The organism is Nocardia sputi (assembly GCF_023501985.1).
This window is the reverse complement of the sequence record NZ_JAMFLC010000008.1, coordinates 1-17,006: the sequence shown is the minus strand read 5'-3', so window position 1 is coordinate 17,006 and position 17,006 is coordinate 1. Positions and strand designations below refer to the sequence as shown.

The following is a 17,006-nucleotide window of genomic DNA, read 5'->3' as shown; positions in this document are numbered from 1 at the left end:
TTCCACTGCAACAGCCACCCGTGGCCCGCGACGGGCCGCAGAGCAGTGCCGGCACCGGTAATTCTCACATCCGCTGCCCGAACTCGGACACCAAGCGGATTGGTGCACATCAATGAGGCCGCTTGCTTTCAACTGATTGACTGAAGGACTCACCTCCGGCAACCTCGGTGCCGCTTCGGTAGCATTCACGGCCCCGCGCAGGTGGTCCGATGTGATGGAGTTCGACGAGCGCCGATTAGCAGACAGAACAAGTTGCCCTTGTCGAGTATTGCAGACGCGGTTCTCGTCCGCGTTGCCCGTAGACCACCGCACGCCCAGGGGCAGGTCGTGATCGCGACACGGTCAGCATCCCTGCATTCAGCCAGCGCGCATGTACCCGCAAATTCCGAGCCATGTCCTGCCTTACTTCGTATCAATCTCCTGGCTTACTCAGTAGGATGGAGATGTTCCGAAATCCGGTCGAATTCGAGTAATCCGGAAGGTGTTCGTCGGAGATGACAATCAAAAATTCTGTACGTAAGTCGCACTGGGGCCGGGCACGAGTGGCTCTTGTGGCGGTATTGGCCCTCGGTCCCGCCGTGGCGATCACGGCACCTGCTACTGCCGAGCCGGCGCCGGGTCCTGTCCAGATCCAGACCGTCTCCCACCCGCACGGTGGCCAAGGAACAGCTGGCCACGGAACCGGCGGCCACGGCAACCACAGACACGGGCATGGGCACGGCACTGGATATTGTGGGCACGGTCAAGCACACAGCCCTGCATATTGCAGTGACGGTTACCATGGGCCTTGGTGACCGTGGGTCAAGGCTGGCAGTAGGGCTAATTCTCGTTCTTGCCACCGGCAGTGCTTTCCAGAAGTTAGGCGCAGTCGCCGGTTGATTGGGTCATGTGATTGACCAGCCTAGCCGACGCGCAACGCTGGCTAGATTTCTTTCCCGACCTCTATCAGCTCTACCGGCGCTGCGGCCCACAGAAGGCCCTGCGCGAGTTCCGCAAGCTCAGCTTCGGCACGTCAGATCGTCCCACCATGGCATGCCCCCGAAAGGACGCTGATGCCGTTTACTGGTTCGAGCATGAGTTGCGCCAGTACCCCGCAACCGAACTCGACCTGGATTCTCTAGTCGAGCGACCTGACCGAATTGTCCCGGCAATAGGACACGACTCCATTGGTTACCCCCGCCGCCAGCGCAACGATCGAGCTGGCGCGGGGACTGGGTTGCGCCGTACTCGAACTGCTGGGCGGCCATATCGGCCATCTCACCCGCACGCCCGACTTCGCCGCCCGCCTCCCAGAGCTCCTGCTCGACCCCCAAGCGCATCGGCTCAACCCGTGAAAATTGCATGTGCACGACGTTGGGACCGAACGGGCCGGACATGCGCCCACCGCTGACCGGGCGATGTCTGCTGGATGCCCCTCGCAGCGTTACAGCGATACTCCTCACCACCTGCGGTGAGCATCGGTCAGTTCTGGCCGAGGATGTCTTTCATCTGGTCGATCTCGCTTTGCTGTGAGGACACCACAACGTCGGCGATTCTCTTGGTGTCAGCATTGGTACCGTCGGCCTGTTCGGTCTTGGCCATCTCGATAGCGCCGCTGTGGTGGTCGATCATCATGGTCAACCACATCCGGTCGAACTCCGCCCCGGACATGGTCTTCAGCTCGGCCATCTGCTCCTGCGACATCATTCCCGGCATGTCATGTCCCATGGGCGCGGCGGATGGTGCCGGCTTGCCGAACTGCTGCAGCAGCGAGCTGATCTGCTCCATTTCCGGTCCCTGCGCGGCCTTGATACGCGCGGCCAACTCGAGTATCCGCGGGTCTTGCGAGCGAGCCAGGGCCAGATCGGCCATCTCCACCGCCTGGGCGTGGTGCGGGTACATCATCTGCAGGAAGGTGACGTCGGCATCGTTGAAGTCGCTGCGTGCCGCACTACTCGGTGCCGCGCTGGGGTGCGTCATCCCCGGCATAGTGGACGGCATTCCGTCCGAATCGTCGCCATTACCGCATCCAGCCAGGGCGAACGCTGCCACGGTCAGTGCGATGAACCCGGATCCGAGCGTCCTGGAAGGTGTGTGCATGGCGAGACTCCTCAAGGGGTCGACCGATACGATACGGCCTCTTTGGACATATGGCGGAATGTAGGAGCAGCCCCGCTTGGCGACTCGGTCGTGGGTGTGAGCGACCTGTTCGGACACGCCGGGGCGAAGGTGCCGCTTCATTACTGCGACGACATACCCCGCGGGGCATCCGGGTATGCACGCGGCTTACGGCTCCATCCTGGCCAAAGCTATGGAGCCCGGGTACGTCGGCTATGGCCGGACCACCGACCGGCATGGCGCGCCGGTGGTGTCCGTAATCCTCGTCACCACCGATGATCATGCGAGGCACCCGTCGAAGCGGTGGCCGAGGCAGCACCACCGTGCAGGTGCTCCTCACCGCCGAGTAGCGCGCAGTCGAGCGTCGGCGCAATCAGCAGCACCGCCATCGACAGCCTCGCGCCTTGGCGTGTTGACTGCTGAACGGTAACCGGTTAGCACTTCACCGGTGATCCGTTGGGCTTGCTGATGGCCTGAGGGTGACGGCGGCGATAACCGCCCCGGCAAGCGCGATCACGGCGGCGATGCCGAACCCGATGCTCCACCCGGCTGTGATGGCCGCTGTTGTTGCTTCCCCTTTGGCGGCCAGTTGTGCGGTTCTGGTGGCGCTGGCCGTGGTGAGCACCGCGAGACCGATAGCGCCGCCGAGCTGCTGGCCGGCGTTGAACAGCGCCGAGGCGATCCCACCATCAACGGGATCCGCGCCGGACACGGCGGCCGCGGTCAGCGGTACGAAGGCCAAGCCCAGGCCGAGTCCGGCCAGCACCACCCCCGGCAGCACAGTGCCCGGGTAACCGGCCTCCGGTCCGATGCGCATCAGTAGTGCGACACCGGCGGCAACCAGTAGCGAGCCGACGGTAGCGAGCCGGTGAGCCCGGACCGAAGCTAGCGGCCCTCCAGCCAGCCGTGCCGCGAGCGCGATGGCGACAGTCATCGGCAGAAACGCCAACCCGACCTGCACCGGGCTATACCCGAGAACAGTGGCCAGGAAGATGCTGAGGAAGTAGAACAAGGCATAGATCGCGACACCGAAAATCAAGCCGATCACATCCGCTCCCAGCACCGTGCGGTTCCGCAACAAGCGCAACGGCACCAGCGGATCGTCGCGGCGGGCCTGCAACAACCCGAATACGGCAAGCAGTAGGAGCGCTGCCCCCAGCGCGACCAGTGTTTCGGTCGAGGCCCACCCAGTGTCGGTAGTACGGACCAGGCCGTAGACCAGGGCCATCAGGCCGCCGGTGGCGGTCAGTGCGCCTGCCACATCGATGCTGCCGACCCGGTCGCCCTGCCCGGTCGGCAAGACGACAGCTGCCAGCCCGGCAGCGGCGACCGCGACCGGTACGTTGATCCAGAACACCCATGGCCACGACAACGTCTGGGTCAGTAGGCCGCCCAGGATCAGGCCGAGCGCGGTGCCGCCAGCGGTGACACCGGCCCACACTCCCAGGGCCACTGTCCGGTCCCGACCGGCGGAGAAGACCATCATCAGCAACGCCAGCGCTGCTGGGGCCATCACGGCCGCACCGATACCTTGCATGGCCCGTGCCGCCACCAGCAGCGCGGCCGTATCGGCCCAGCCGCCCACCAGTGAGGCACCGGCGAAGACCAGTGCTCCGGTGGCGAACATCCGGCGGTGCCCGAACCGGTCGGCTAGGCGCCCGCCGAGCAGCAGCAGCCCGCCGAAGGCGAGGGTGTAAGCGGTGATCACCCACTGAAGGTCTTGGAGTGAGAAACCCAAGTCGTCGCGAATAGCCGACAACGCTACGTTCACGATCGTCGCGTCGACCACGATCAGTAGTTGGCTGCCCGCCAGCACCGCTAACGCCCAGCGCCCCCGCTTTCGGACTGGTGCCGTTCTTTGCTGCTGCGGCGGGGCCGCGCTCGCATCGTTGGTCATGAATTGCCCTCCTCCTGATCGTCTACTCAACGAGCGTAGAGTGAATGACACATTCGGTCAACGCACGTAGAGTGAACGGCATGGTAGACGCAAATCAGGAGCAGGTTTCGCGGGCAGAGCGTCGCAAGCGAACCGAGGAAGTGGTCCTGTCGGCGGCCCGCAGACAGTTCGCCGAGTGCGGCTTTGAACGCACCACGATCCGAGCCGTGGCCGCCGACGCCGGGATCGACCCGGCACTGGTGATGCAGCTTTTCGGCAACAAGGAGCAGCTGTTCAGTGCAGCCGCGCATGCCAGCATCGACCTGCACAGCTTGGTCGAGGCGCCGGTCGCTGATCTGCCTAAAACAGCTGCGGCACATCTATTCTCAGGGTTCGAGGACCCTTCACGACGAGACAGCTCCGAGGCGTTACTGCGCAGCTGCCTGACCCACCCCCTGGCTGGGCAGATTTTGCGCGACCAGGTCATGGCGCCGGCTCAATCGACCGTCGCCGCGACAATTGGTGGCAACGACGCCGAGTTGCGGGCAGCGGTGCTGAACGCCTGCACGCTGGGCGTCACCATCGCTCGATACCTGCTGAAAGTCCCAGCCATGGCCACAGCCGACCGGGACGACCTCGAGAGAATTCTCGAACCGGCGCTGCGCGCTCTGGTGCAAGCGCAACCAGATCCCTCAGATCCACAACCGGCATAAAGCTACACCCGTTACCTATTTCGGCGATTACTTCCGAGACCCCATAAGCACCGATCGTGCGCGCTTCCTACTCGTACTCGGCTCAAAACAGGGTGTCGCGCACCCGCAACGGCCGGTCGCTCGCCCCGGCCGACCGCCAGCTCAGATGCTGGGCCACCAGCCTCAGATCGCGGTGCGGGTCTGTGCCCGGCGGCCGTACGAATGGATCTGCGACGCATCGATTTTCAGCTGATCCGCCCACCGAGCCACCGCCACCGGCGGCGCGGCAGCGACCTTGTCCGGCACGAACCCCAGCCACGGCAGCGTGCACAACGCCACCGCCAGGCCGAGCTGGTCCTCCAGACCACGCCCCCGCCCCGGCGCGACGAACGCGATATCGGCCGGGGCCAGCGTGAAGAACCGGAACGACTCCTCACGGCTGACCTCCGGGAATTCCCGCAGGCGCTGCAACTCCTCCTCCGCGAACACCCGCGTCGCCACGAAACCCGACCTCCCGCACGCCGACGAACCTCATCGGCAGCCAAGCCAAGCACCTACCGCACCCGCCCGCAGCCCGAGCGGACCACAACGCCATCGCTGCTGGCCCAGACATTTGTGTTGTTTTCGCGCGATTACTACCGGGACCCCAAGGAGCGGCACACGTTACCGACGATGAACAGGCCAGTTACGAGTTGACGTAGTACCGCAAGCCAGTAGAAGCGGTTGAGAACATGTCTTCAACGGCTTCTCCACCCCATTAGGACGAGGGGTGCTGCCGAGCCCTTCGGATAAAGGGCTCGACGAGTCCCATCGGCCACCATTGACCATATACCCATGGGGGGTATATGGTGAGCAGGCGGCCGCACTCCTTAGAAGCGGTTAGAACTTGCCAGCGGACGATCGAAAGCGAATGGAGGTTGTCATGAGTCAAGCGACTCGCCACTCCCGGCGCCGTATCGCCGCTGACGCAGCCGCCGCCGCCATCACGAAGGCGGGCATCGGGCTATTAGATCGCCAATTCGCCACCAAGGCGGGCGCAGCAAGCCCGTCAGAATTCGGACGCGGACCCAAAGTTCGAGGCGCCGTCAACCTCATCGGCCGGTTGCTGCGTGACAGCTCCGCGGTGGTGCTGTTCCTAGCAGTACTGCTGGTAGCGCCGATGATCGACTGCGGGCTACTTGAAGCCGGTGCACATGCGCATGCTTCGGTCTCCCCCGCCGAGAGTGTCAGCCAGGCAGCCGTGCACGGACACGACCTCGATGACGCGGCCTTGAGCGACGCAGACGATTACTGCGGTCCGCACATCGCTCACTGCATCATCAAGTCGCTGCTGCCCGGCACTGCATCAACCGTTCTGCCGCTGCAGTTGCTCGGGCTGATGCTGTTGGCGGCCCTTGCCGTCCTTGTGTCCGTGCTCTCACTCCCCCGCGGTGGTGTCCGCGCTCCACCCGACCGATCCCTGCCCGGCACTGGGCGGGACATTCTCACTCGACTCTGTATCGCCCGACGCTGACAGGTCAGCGCCAGGCCGACTCCTTGTGCTGTCGGCCGGTGTTCGCTGCCCTCTCATCGTTCGCGCCGCAAAACAGCGGTTCTGATACAGGAAGCGACAGCCATGAGCCACATCACATTCGACAACCGCAGCGACGTACCCACCGGCTTGATCAGCGCGCCAGGGGCGGCCCGGCAACCACATGGGCTGGTCGGCAACACCCCCGTGCTCTGGATCGGCGCCCCACTGGCTCCGGCCGGTCGCGGATTCTGGGCCAAGCTGGAAGGATTCAACCCAGGTGGAATGAAGGACCGCCCCGCACTGCATATGGTGCAGCGCGCCGAAGAACGAGGGGATCTCGCACCCGGCGCGCCGATCATCGAATCCACCAGCGGAACACTCGGTTTGGGCTTGGCCTTGGCCGGAATCGTCCACAACCACCCGGTCACCGTGGTAACCGACCCGGGATTGGAGCCCATCGTTTCGCGGATGCTGACAGCCTACGGCGCACGGGTCGACCTCGTGACCGAACCGCACCCTGTTGGCGGGTGGCAACAGGCGCGTCGCGATAGGGTCGCGGAACTGCTGGATCATCACCCCGGCGCCTGGAGCCCGGACCAGTACAACAATCCCGACAACATCGACGGCTACGAATCCCTGGCGCTCGAGCTGCTAGAGCAGCTCGGCGATGTGGACGTCCTAGTGTGCGCCGTCGGCACGGGCGGCCACTCGGCCGGGGTGTCACGGGTGCTGCGCCGCTTCAACCCCGATCTGAAGCTCATCGGCGTGGACACGGTGGCCTCGACCATCTTCGGTCAACCCGCGGGTCCGCGCCTGATGCGTGGCCTCGGCTCCAGCATCTACCCAGCTAACGTCGACTACCGCGCATTCGACGAAGTGCACTGGGTGGCACCCTCGGAAGCCGTGTGGGCTGCCCGGACACTGGCCGCAACCCACCACGCGTCCGGTGGCTGGAGTGTGGGCGCGGTGGCGCTGGTCGCCGGCTGGGCGGCACGCGTCTACGACGCCGACACCAGGATCGCGGCAGTGTTCCCCGACGGGCCACAGCGCTACTTCGACACGATCTACAACGACACCTACTGCAACAAACATGGATTGCTCGATGTCGCCCCACCGATCGAACCGGCAACGATCACCCATCCCGGCGAGCGTGTCGTGACCTCATGGACCCGATCCACGACCGTCATCGACCCGAAGACAATAGCTCTGCCCAAAACGACCGCCTCATAATGATTTCGGCAGATCGGCGAGACCGTACGGGGCGCGAACCCGTCATACGGCGCACTCGAATCGATGAGTGCGGCGCACCACAACAGCTAGGCTATGGACCAACGCTTCCTCAACGGGGTGCGGTTCGAGGCACCTGGCAGCCTAGGGCGTCAACGCACGTAGGACAGGACGCTCATCATTCCGGCCTCGCCGTGGTAGGCGTTGTGGCAGTGCAGCATCCATTGTCCGGGATTGGTGGCGTCGAAGTCGACCTCGATGGTCTGGTTGGGCAGAACGATCGAGGTGTCCTTGCGTGCGCCGGTGCCGTTGCCGTCGACCAGCTGGAAGGTGTGGCCGTGCAAGTGCATCGGGTGGAACATCATGGTGGAGTTGATGAACCTCAACCGGACCCGCTGCCCTTCGTGCACGTCGAGCATGGCGTGTTCTTCGAAGGGTTTGCCGTTGATGGTCCACAGATAGCGCGTGTCATCCGCGCCGAGGGTCACATCCAGCACCGAGTCCGGAGCCCGCACCGCCAGGAGCGCGCTGTCATCAGCCCTCAGCCGGGCAGCGGTCAGCGGCGGGTCGCCGAGTTCACGAGGCCGGACGTCCGCCGGTGGCGGGGTGCCACTTCCGGTGCGGATCAGAGCCGAGCCCTGTCCCCGCTTGCCTTCGGCGGCGGCGACGAGTGGGAAGACTCCGTCGCGCAGTTCGACAATGACGTCGTAGCGTTCCCCCATGCTGATGAGCAGGCTGCCCGTGGTGACCGGATGCACCGGGAATCCGTCGCTGTGTGTCACTGTCAGCTGGTGTCCGCCGATGGCGACTCGGAAGGCGGTGTCGGCCGCGGCGTTGATAATGCGCAGCCGCATCCGCTGGCCCGGGCGGGCGGTGAAGGTCGCCGGGTCGGCAGGGAGGCGTCCGTTGATCAGGTAGTGCGGATAGGTGACGTCGCCGGCGTCGGACCCCAGCGGTGCGTTCGGGTCCGCCGCCCCAGAGCCGTGACCGCCGTGGCCACCGGTGCCACCGGTGGGCATCGGGCCCATGTTCATGCCCGCCATGCCTTTGGCGCGCAGTTGTTCGAGCTCTTTGTCCGGGTCACGGCCGTCGACGCCGTCGAGCCAGTCGTCGAGGACGACTACGGCCTCGACGTCGTAGTCGTGGCCGTCGGCGGGATCCTCCACGATCAGGGGCGCGTAGAGTCCACGGTCGAGCTGGACACCGACGTGTGGGTGGAACCAGTGGGTGCCGGGATCGGGCACAGTGAATTCGTACCGGAACGTGCTGCCGGGTGAGATCTCGGGTTGGGTGAGGCCGGGCGTGCCGTCCATGTCGTTGCGCAATGCCAGACCGTGCCAATGAAGGGTCGTCGGCGCGGGCAGTCCGTTGGTGACGTCGGCGCGCAGCACGTCGCCGCGGCTGAGCCGGATCTCCTGTCCGGGCAGTCGTCCGCCGTAGGTCCAGGTCTGCACGTGGACGCCGCCGAGGTCCACCGTCGTAGGTTCGGCGCGCAGCGTCACCTCCCGGACCGCCGCGTTTGCCGTGCGGCGCTGATTCTCGGCGGCGCGAACCGCGTCGGAGCCGGGCAGGACGAGGGTGTGCGGGTTCTGTGAGCTATTCGAGCACGCGGCCAGCGCGGCAGCCGCCGCGATACCGCCGCCGAGCGCGAGGAATCCGCGCCGAGGCATCGGTGCCGAGAGCTGCAATTTTGTGGGGAACATGGATTCTCCCTGAGTCGTGGTGGTCCTGGTGAATGGCGAACGAAATCGGTTTCGGGCAGGCGAGAGCCGCGTCCGGGTCGTGGGAGACTACGGAAGCGGCGAACCTGTCAGATCCGCAGCATCGACAATTCGGCCAGAGACAGCACGGTCCAGGGCGGGGGTCGTTCGCGCCGCATCCGCCAGTGCAGGGATGTGGACCGCTGATCGCCCGGCAGACCGGTATTCAACAACCTGTACAGCAGCACGAGGCCGAACGCGAAGGCCATCACCGACAGGATGAACACGCACCCGTGCATGGCCCTGTGCACGAAACCGTGGTCACCGCTCGCCGTGGCCGGGTGCGGGTCGGCTGGCGTCGCCACGACGCTGTGATGTTCGGGCGAGTGATGCCCAGGGCCAGGCTCGATCGCAAACACGCCGACGTGCATGGCAGCGACCGCGAAGAGCAGCACGAGCAGTCCGGCCACCCGGGTCTGCCCGGACACTCGGCGCGGCAGCTGCAGTTCGACCACGCAATCATCATAGTAAAATTCCCCCCAACCCCGTAGGGGTATAGCGCAAAGACCACCGTCGTTGGTCGAGGTCGTCGACGCTCCCGTGCTCCCGTGCTCACGGTCTACGGCGGCCACCTCACGCTCGAAGACGCACATCAGCCCCACTTCGACGCCCCGATCACGATTTCCCGGTAATTCCGACCTCCAGATTGTCGCGGCGAGAACCGCGTCCCCGCACTAGCGGCATGTAACCGCGTAGCACTACTTGCGGTCTATACCCTACGGGGGTACCGTACGTATCTCGTTACTGGCTCGGAAGAACGGAAGTATTCGTCATGAGTACGCAGACACAGCCCGCCGCCCGGCGGTGGTGGGCCTTGGCGGTGATCGCCGCCGCTCAGTTCATGGTCATCATGGACACCTCGATCATCGGGATCGCCTTGCCGAAGATGCAGGCCGAACTCGGTTTCTCCCAGGAGAACCTGTCCTGGGTGTTCAACGCCTACGTGATCGCCTTCGGCGGATTACTCCTACTTGGCGGACGATTGTCGGACATGCTCGGCGCGCGTCGGGTGTTCGCGGCGGGCTGGGCGGTGCTGCTCGTGGGTTCGGTCATCGCGGGCGTCGCAGGCAACGTGGCGATCGAGCTGGCGGGACGGGCGATACAGGGCGGCGGTGCGGCCCTGATCGCTCCCTCGGCTCTGACCCTGCTGATGATGCTGTTCGGCTCTTCGCCGCAGGAATTGACGAAGGCGCTCGCCGTCTACGGCGCCGCGGCGCCCGCCGGCGGCACCGCGGGGGTGTTCCTCGGTGGAGTCATCACCGAATACATCAGCTGGCCGTGGGTGTTCTACATCAACATCCCGATCGCCATCCTCGCGTTGATCGCGGTTCCCGCCCTGATGCCTGCCGCCCCGGCGCGTTCCGGATCGGTCGACCTGCTCGGTTCGGTCACCGTCACCGCGGGTTTGGCCGCGGCCGTCTACGCCATCGTGCAGGCACCGGAGGTCGGATGGGCCTCGGGACAGACCCTCGGTGTCCTCGCCGTCGCGGCGGCGCTACTGGCCGGATTCGTGTTCATCCAGTCGCGCCGTACTGAACCGTTGATGCGGCTGGGCATCTTCACTGCCCCGAACCTGGGCGCCGCCAATATCGCGCAGTTGCTGCTGGGTGCCGCGTGGGTGCCGATGTGGTTCTTCCTGAATCTCTACCTGCAGCAGGTGCTCGGTTACAGCGCCTTCCCCTCCGGCGCGGCGCTGTTGCCGATGACGACCCTGATCATGCTCGGCATGGTGGTGCTGGCTCCGCGGGCGATGCAGCGGTTCGGTGCCAAGCCGATGATCGTGACCGGCCTGATTGTGCTCGGGCTGGGGTTGGCGATCATGTCGCTGGTGCGTCCGACCGGCAATTTCTGGGTCGACGTGCTGCCCGCCTCGCTCGTGGCGGCGGGCGGTATGTCGCTGGCCTTCATTCCCTCCCTCGGCACAGCGATCTCCGCGGCCCGACCGGAGGAGGGCGGTCTGGCCTCCGGCATCGTCAACGTCAGTTACCAGGTCGGATCCGCGGTCGGGCTGGCCGCGATGACCGCGGTCGCCGCCGCGTTCGGCGCGGGTCAGACCGGTGACCTGCCGGAACTGACCAACGGGTTCTCCGCTGCCTTCCTCGGCGCGGCGGTCATCGCACTGGCAGGCGCGGGCATCACCGCAGTGACCATGCGCCGCCCCGCGCCGGAGCGCGTCACCGTAACCGCTTGACTCGATACTCCTACGGGGTATTTGTCAACAACGAGTTCGGCGGCGAAAGCCGTTATGGATAAGGAGGCAACACCATGAGCACCGCGACCACTACCACTGTGACGGTCACCGGCATGACCTGCGGTCACTGCGTCTCGTCGGTCCGCGAGGAGGTCGGAAAGATCGACGGTGTCACGTCCGTCGATGTCGACCTCGCCAGTGGGTTGGTCACGATCGGCAGCGCGGCGCCTGTCGAGCGGGACGCGATCGCCGCGGCGGTCGATGAAGCCGGCTATCAACTCGCCGACTGATCTGATCACTTACCCGCGTTACCTGGAACGAGGAGCCTCCCGATGACCGCGACCAGCAAGTTCGCCGGCTTCGCCCTCGCGGCGGTCTTCGGGATCGCTCTCGGTGTCGGCGCCGCGATCGGTCCGGAACCCTCCGGCCCGGTCGGTCGCGACGCCCGCGCGGCCGGACCCGCCACCCCCCGGCGGGTCCGGCCTGGACCAACTGCCCGGCGGAATGCTCGCCAGCGAGCGCGGCTACACGCTGCCACTGGACAACTCGCAGGCCCGCGCCGGTGATTGCCGGGTGTTCGCCGACTGCACCCCCGAAGGCGGCGAGAACCTCACACTCGGTGCCGGTCTTCAGGTCGCGGGCAACTACGACGTCCAGCCACTGCCCGAACCGGCGACCACCGTCGTAAACGACAACTAACTGAACGGCACCGTCCCCCTGCCTGGACATCGACAGTCACGCTCTCGGTAAGCCGCAACGGCCAACCGCTCACCGACCTGCAGCCCTCGGCGCGCCTACGGCCACCTGGCCGCCCTCGAGGAGTCCGATCATGTCCGTACGCTCCACGATGCTCCGGCGGGCGCTACCTGGTTTCGTCGCGATCGCTGTGATTCTGGCCGGATGCGGCGACGGCGACTCCGGCAACGTGCCCGACATTGCGTCCGAGCCGGATATGCCGGGGAGGTCGATGACCACCGGCGGCACCGGCGCCCGGGTCGGATACCGCGTACATCGAGGCCGATGTGACGTTCATGCAGATGATGTATCCGCATCACGCACGAGCGGTCGCGATGGCGGATCTGGTGCCGACCCGTTCGCAAAACCAGCAAGTGCTCGACCTGGCTGCGAACATCAAGAAGGCCCAGGACCCTGGGATCACGCAAATCAGCTCGCTGCTGCAACGCTTCGGCAAGTCGGCACCCTCCGCCGGCACAGGCATGGGCCACGGAATACCCGCCATGATGTCGCCGGAGCAGATGTCATCGCTGGCGCGTTGTCCGGCCCGATTTCGACCGGATGTAGCTGGAGACGATGATCAACAACCACCACACCGGGGGCATCGACATGGCCGAAACCGGACAGGCGACCGGGACGAGCCCGGAAACCAAAAGCTCGCCGACAACCTCATTTCCTCACAGCAGAGTGAGATCGACCAGGCGAAGGCCATGCTCGGGCAGAACTGAGCGGCCCACATCAGCGACCCTGGGCTGTGGAGCGCGCAGCGTGTACTCGCCTCGCTTCGCTGCCTCGGATTATCGATGCCGAAGCTGGCCGGTGCCGTGCAGGGTCAAACCCATTTGTTACTCATCCGTTGCTACGATTGGTTCACTGTGAGCGTCATAGGTCGATTACGGCACGGCAGCTATGTTGCGGCACTGCTGATGGCAGTGCTGCTGGTAGCGCCGATGATCGACTGTGCGCTGCTGGGTGACGCTGGACATCTGCATCCGACCCACACCTCGGCCGCCGGGCACGTCACACATTCTGTGTCGGCGGATCTCGAGCACGAAGTCATCGACATTTTCCACGATGACTGCGGTCCGCATATCGTCCACTGCATCGCCAAGTCAGTGCTGCCCGGCCCCGCAGCCGGCCTGCTGGTGATGCAGCTGTTGACCTTGATCCTTTCTGCAGTCGTGGTTGTCGCGACCGCTCTGTGGTCCACCGGCGGTGGTATGCGTGGCCCGCCGGTGGCGTGTCTGCCCGTTGCCGATGGGCGCGACATTCTCACGCGGTTCTGTATCTCGCGACGCTGATCGGTCAGCGCCAAGCCGACGCTTTGCTGTGTTGTCGGCTGGTGTTCGCTGCCCGCTCACTTCGCCGCCTCGTTACGGCGGTCTCGATACAGGAAGCGACAAGATGAACAAGGTTGTGCTACACAACCCCAGGCAGATGCCCGCGGCTCTCGTCACCGCGCCGGATGCTGCTCGGCACCCGCGCGCTTTGGTGGGAAATACCCCGGTGCTGTGGGTCGGCGCTCCGTTGGCGCCCGCAGGCCACGGCTTCTGGGCCAAGCTCGAAGGATTCAATCCCGGCGGCATGAAGGATCGCCCGGCGCTGCACATGGTGCGCCGCGCCGAGGAACGCGGTGACCTGGCACCGGGGGCACGGATCATCGAATCCACCAGCGGCACACTCGGTTTAGGTTTGACACTGGCAGGGATGGCCTACCGGCACCCGGTCACCGTGGTGACCGATACAGGTCTGGAGCCCATCGTCGCGCGGATGCTCGAGGCCTATGGAGCGCGGGTAGATCTGGTGGCTGATCCGCATCCGACCGGAGGCTGGCAGCAGGCGCGCCGCGACCGGGTGAGCGAACTGCTCGACCGGGAACCCGATGCGTGGTGCCCGGACCAGTACAACAATCCGGACAACGTCGCCGGCTACGAATCCCTGGCGCTCGAGCTGATCGAACAGCTCGGTGCTGTCGATGTGCTGGTGTGCGCGGTGGGTACCGGTGGGCACTCGGCGGGAGTGGCGCGGGTGCTGCGCCGGTTCAACCCGGACCTGAAGCTGATCGGCGTGGACACGGTGGCCTCGACGATCTTCGGCCAACCGGCGGGTCCCCGCCTGATGCGGGGCCTCGGATCCAGCATCTACCCGACGAATGTCGACTACGGCGCCTTCGACGAGGTGCATTGGGTGGCGCCGTCGGAGGCGGTGTGGGCCTGCCGCGCCTTGGCCGCGACGCACCATGCCTCCGGCGGCTGGAGTGTCGGTGCCGTGGCGTTGGTCGCGGGCTGGGCGGCCCGCACCTGCGATGACGACGCTCGGATCGCGGCGGTGTTCCCGGACGGGCCGCACCGCTACTTCGACACCGTCTACAACGACGCCTACTGCCGTGAGCACGGTCTGCTCGACGCCGACCCGCCGGTGGAACCGGACACCATCGCACATCCAGCCGAGCGGGTGGTCCGTTCCTGGACTCGCTGCACCACGATCGTCGATCCGCGCGACTCGGCCGGGGTCGGGGAGTCGGCGTCGTGACGGTGTTCAGGAAGTTCCGTAGCTTCGACCTGGCAGCCAGGTTGTTGATGGTCAACCAGTTCGGCATCAACCTGGGCTTCTACATGCTGATGCCCTATTTGGCCGGATACCTGGCCGGTCCGCTCGGATTGGCGGCGTGGGCGGTCGGGCTGGTGCTGGGGGTACGGAACTTCTCCCAGCAGGGCATGTTCCTGCTCGGTGGCACCCTGGCCGACCGGCTCGGCTACAAACCGCTGATCGTCGCGGGTTGCCTGCTGCGCACCGGCGGTTTCGCGCTGCTGGTGTTCGCCACCTCGCTGCCGGGATTGCTGATCGCTTCGGCAGCGACGGGTTTCGCGGGAGCGCTGTTCAATCCGGCGGTGCGCGCCTACCTGGCGGCCGATACCGGGGAGCGGCGGGTGGAAGCGTTCGCGGTGTTCAACATCTTCTATCAGGCGGGCATCCTGGCAGGGCCGCTGGTGGGTCTGGCACTGATGGCCCTGGATTTCCGGGTGACTGCGGGCGCGGCGGCGGTAGTGTTCGCGGCGCTGACGGTGGCGCAGTTGTTCGCGCTGCCCGCGCGCCGGGCCGAGGTGGCGATCGAGAAGACCCGAGTGCTCGATGATTGGCGGATGGTCGCCGGTAACCGGCGGTTCGTGTGGTTCGCGGTGGCGATGATCGGCTCGTATGTGCTGTCGTTCCAGGTGTATCTCGCGCTGCCGCTGCAGGCGGAATTCATCGCGGGCGCACGATCGCAGCTGCTGGTGTCGGCGGTGTTCGTGGTGTCGGGAGTGGTGGCTGTGGCCGGGCAGTTGCGGATCACCGGATGGTTCGCCGCCAGGTGGGGCTCCGGGCGCAGCTTGGTCGTCGGGATGGGCATTCTTGCGGCGTCGTTTCTGCCCTTGATGGCGATCCCGGACTCGCACCGATTCGGTACCGGTGCCGCGGTCGGGGCGTTGCTGGTGTCGGCTGCGTTGCTGGCCGTGGGCACGGCGGCGGTGTTTCCGTTCGAGATGGACACCGTGGTGTCCCTGGCAGGCGGAAAGCTGGTGGCGACCCATTACGGCTTCTACAACACGGTGGTCGGTGTAGGCATCCTCGCGGGCAACCTCGCCACCGGCGCGGTCGTCGGCGCTGCCCGCGACCTCGGCGCGGACTGGGCGGTGTGGCTCGGGCTGAGCCTGATCGGTGTGATCGCGGCCTGCGCGTTGCACCGACTCGACCGGCGCCAACCCCCCTCGCACAGCGCAGTCAGCACCGGTCGGTCCTTGCCTGGGGAGATCGACGGCCGCCACCGCCCGCACACCGACACGGCGAAACCGGGGCCGGTGTCGAACGGTCGGACGCCGGAGACAGGCCCTCACCACGCACCCGCCAGTGCGGCGAAACAGGGTTGGGAGCCGACCGTTAGGCGCGCCGAAGGCGACGGAGGCCGGACAGAGCCGTGGCCGACCAGGACAGGGCGGCGATAGTACCGCCACGCCAAGTCCGGTACGAGACCTTCACCAGCGGCGCACGACGCGAGCGTGCGGACGGATGCCCGGTTCCCCGGCCGCCCGTTTGGTGATCACGGTTGGTGCTGGTGTGAAAGGTGCATCGGTGCGCTCTCGAAAGGTTCGGGGGTGATGACCCGGTCGAGCCACAGCGAGGACCAGGGTCAGAGGAATCCGGCGCCCGCGATAAGGCGCCGACCAGTCGACCGAGGTGAGGCCCCGTCCCCCGTCGATGGCTGCGCCGCCGAGCCAGATGCCGAGTGCTGAGCCGAGGGTGAAGGCGAGGTGTTGGCCGCCGAGGCGATTTCCGGCGCATCCCCGGCCTGGTGCATCACGTGCAGCTGTCGCGGGGCGACGACGCCGTGGGCCAGGATGCCGAGGGCGGCGGTGATCGGGTTGTGGATGAACAGGGTCATCGCGAAGAGGATCACCGCGAGCGACCCGGCAGCAACGGCCAGTGCCAGGGGCAATCTTTGGTCGGAGAACTTGCCGCCGAGCTGATACCGGCGAACAGTCCGACCCGAAGAGCAAGAACATTAAGGCTACCTAGCGGAGCCGAGGCGGGTTGCCTCGTTCAGTTGCGGAGCGAAATACATTTAGCTGGTGAACACACCGCCGTAGCCGAGCAGCGTCGTCAGCAATCCGACCAGGACCGCGGGCCGCCTCAGTGCGCGCAGCTGCGCACGAAGCGGGATGCTACCGCCGCCGCCCAGGTGCGTCTTCGCGTGGGCGTCGAGCGACGACGAACTCGTCGGCGCCCATGGCGAAGGCGGCTATCACTAGGTGTTGCGGGTCGTGACGTTGGTGACGCGGTGCAGGGGTGGTGTGCTGAGGGGCGGTTCTTTCGGCGGCAGGATGTGAAGCGCCAACTCCCACGTCCGCCGTAAGCCGAAAGAACCGCCGTGATTCAC

General features: G+C 65.9%; 17 protein-coding genes and 1 pseudogene. 11 read left to right on the top strand and 7 right to left on the bottom strand.

Translation table 11 applies throughout. The features are described 5' to 3' along the window. Positions 1-1,166: 1,166 nt before the first annotated feature. The gene (locus M8859_RS12805; RefSeq protein WP_249644267.1) at positions 1,167-1,334 is read left to right on the top strand and encodes a hypothetical protein; all 168 of its coding nucleotides are present in this window, start codon (positions 1,167-1,169) and stop codon (positions 1,332-1,334) included. 127 nt (positions 1,335-1,461) lie between these two features. Here the strand turns inward: M8859_RS12805 and M8859_RS12800 are convergent, their stop codons facing one another. The 3 genes from M8859_RS12800 to M8859_RS12795 all read right to left on the bottom strand — a co-directional run bounded on the left by M8859_RS12800 (position 1,462) and on the right by M8859_RS12795 (position 3,994). Next, positions 1,462-1,959: a DUF305 domain-containing protein gene (locus M8859_RS12800; protein ID WP_308221195.1), complete on the bottom strand. Its 498-nt coding sequence runs from the start codon at positions 1,957-1,959 to the stop codon at positions 1,462-1,464. 404 nt (positions 1,960-2,363) lie between these two features. Then, complete coding sequence (locus M8859_RS36845; RefSeq protein WP_283779632.1) at positions 2,364-2,486, bottom strand: hypothetical protein; 123 nt, start codon at positions 2,484-2,486, stop codon at positions 2,364-2,366. 53 nt (positions 2,487-2,539) lie between these two features. Further along, positions 2,540-3,994 (bottom strand): MFS transporter, encoded by a 1,455-nt coding sequence (locus tag M8859_RS12795; RefSeq protein WP_249644266.1) that lies wholly within the window; start codon positions 3,992-3,994, stop codon positions 2,540-2,542. An 80-nt stretch (positions 3,995-4,074) separates the two neighbouring features. Between M8859_RS12795 and M8859_RS12790 the strand changes: the two genes are divergently transcribed. After that, positions 4,075-4,686: a TetR/AcrR family transcriptional regulator gene (locus M8859_RS12790; RefSeq protein ID WP_249644265.1), complete on the top strand. Its 612-nt coding sequence runs from the start codon at positions 4,075-4,077 to the stop codon at positions 4,684-4,686. A gap of 115 nt (positions 4,687-4,801) precedes the next feature. Here the strand turns inward: M8859_RS12790 and M8859_RS12785 are convergent. Continuing rightward, a pseudogene (locus M8859_RS12785) lies at positions 4,802-5,166 on the bottom strand (DUF4158 domain-containing protein); the annotation flags it as partial. A gap of 421 nt (positions 5,167-5,587) precedes the next feature. On the opposite strand from M8859_RS12785, the gene lpqS (M8859_RS12780) reads away from it, so the two are divergent. Together lpqS (M8859_RS12780) and M8859_RS12775 are read left to right on the top strand one after the other, a co-directional pair. After that, on the top strand, positions 5,588-6,178 hold the full coding sequence (gene lpqS, locus M8859_RS12780; RefSeq protein WP_249644263.1) for a putative copper homeostasis (lipo)protein LpqS: 591 nt from the start codon (positions 5,588-5,590) through the stop codon (positions 6,176-6,178). 102 nt (positions 6,179-6,280) lie between these two features. Then, positions 6,281-7,408, top strand: a complete 1,128-nt coding sequence (locus M8859_RS12775; protein WP_249644262.1) for a PLP-dependent cysteine synthase family protein — start codon at positions 6,281-6,283, stop codon at positions 7,406-7,408. Between the two features lie 149 nt (positions 7,409-7,557). On the opposite strand, the gene M8859_RS12770 is transcribed toward M8859_RS12775, so the two are convergent. Together M8859_RS12770 and M8859_RS12765 are read right to left on the bottom strand one after the other, a co-directional pair. Beyond that, positions 7,558-9,108 (bottom strand): multicopper oxidase family protein, encoded by a 1,551-nt coding sequence (locus tag M8859_RS12770; RefSeq protein ID WP_249644261.1) that lies wholly within the window; start codon positions 9,106-9,108, stop codon positions 7,558-7,560. A 107-nt stretch (positions 9,109-9,215) separates the two neighbouring features. Next, positions 9,216-9,620: a DUF6153 family protein gene (locus M8859_RS12765; protein WP_249644260.1), complete on the bottom strand. Its 405-nt coding sequence runs from the start codon at positions 9,618-9,620 to the stop codon at positions 9,216-9,218. 317 nt (positions 9,621-9,937) lie between these two features. Here M8859_RS12765 and M8859_RS12760 point away from each other — a divergent pair, with 317 nt between their 5' ends. The 7 genes from M8859_RS12760 to M8859_RS12730 all read left to right on the top strand — a co-directional run bounded on the left by M8859_RS12760 (position 9,938) and on the right by M8859_RS12730 (position 16,074). Then, positions 9,938-11,356, top strand: a complete 1,419-nt coding sequence (locus tag M8859_RS12760; RefSeq protein WP_249644259.1) for an MFS transporter — start codon at positions 9,938-9,940, stop codon at positions 11,354-11,356. Between the two features lie 74 nt (positions 11,357-11,430). Continuing rightward, positions 11,431-11,646, top strand: coding sequence for a heavy-metal-associated domain-containing protein (locus tag M8859_RS12755; protein ID WP_249644258.1), 216 nt, complete (start codon positions 11,431-11,433; stop codon positions 11,644-11,646). A gap of 103 nt (positions 11,647-11,749) precedes the next feature. Then, positions 11,750-12,055 carry a hypothetical protein gene (locus M8859_RS12750; RefSeq protein WP_249644257.1) on the top strand — a complete coding sequence of 102 codons (306 nt, stop codon included), beginning with the start codon at positions 11,750-11,752 and terminating at the stop codon, positions 12,053-12,055. A 332-nt stretch (positions 12,056-12,387) separates the two neighbouring features. Further along, positions 12,388-12,819, top strand: coding sequence for a DUF305 domain-containing protein (locus tag M8859_RS12745; RefSeq protein ID WP_249644324.1), 432 nt, complete (start codon positions 12,388-12,390; stop codon positions 12,817-12,819). Positions 12,820-12,894: 75 nt separating this feature from the next. Further along, complete coding sequence (gene lpqS, locus M8859_RS12740) at positions 12,895-13,392, top strand: putative copper homeostasis (lipo)protein LpqS (RefSeq protein WP_249644256.1); 498 nt, start codon at positions 12,895-12,897, stop codon at positions 13,390-13,392. Between the two features lie 103 nt (positions 13,393-13,495). Next, positions 13,496-14,623 carry a PLP-dependent cysteine synthase family protein gene (locus M8859_RS12735; protein WP_372492907.1) on the top strand — a complete coding sequence of 376 codons (1,128 nt, stop codon included), beginning with the start codon at positions 13,496-13,498 and terminating at the stop codon, positions 14,621-14,623. Beyond that, the gene (locus M8859_RS12730; protein WP_249644255.1) at positions 14,620-16,074 is read left to right on the top strand and encodes an MFS transporter; all 1,455 of its coding nucleotides are present in this window, start codon (positions 14,620-14,622) and stop codon (positions 16,072-16,074) included. The genes M8859_RS12735 and M8859_RS12730 overlap by 4 nt, the downstream gene beginning before the upstream one ends. A 185-nt stretch (positions 16,075-16,259) precedes the next feature. Here M8859_RS12730 and M8859_RS12725 read toward each other — a convergent pair whose 3' ends face one another. Further along, entirely contained in the window at positions 16,260-16,511 is a 252-nt protein-coding gene (locus M8859_RS12725; protein WP_249644254.1) for a hypothetical protein, read from the bottom strand. Between the last annotated feature and the right edge of the window lie 495 nt (positions 16,512-17,006).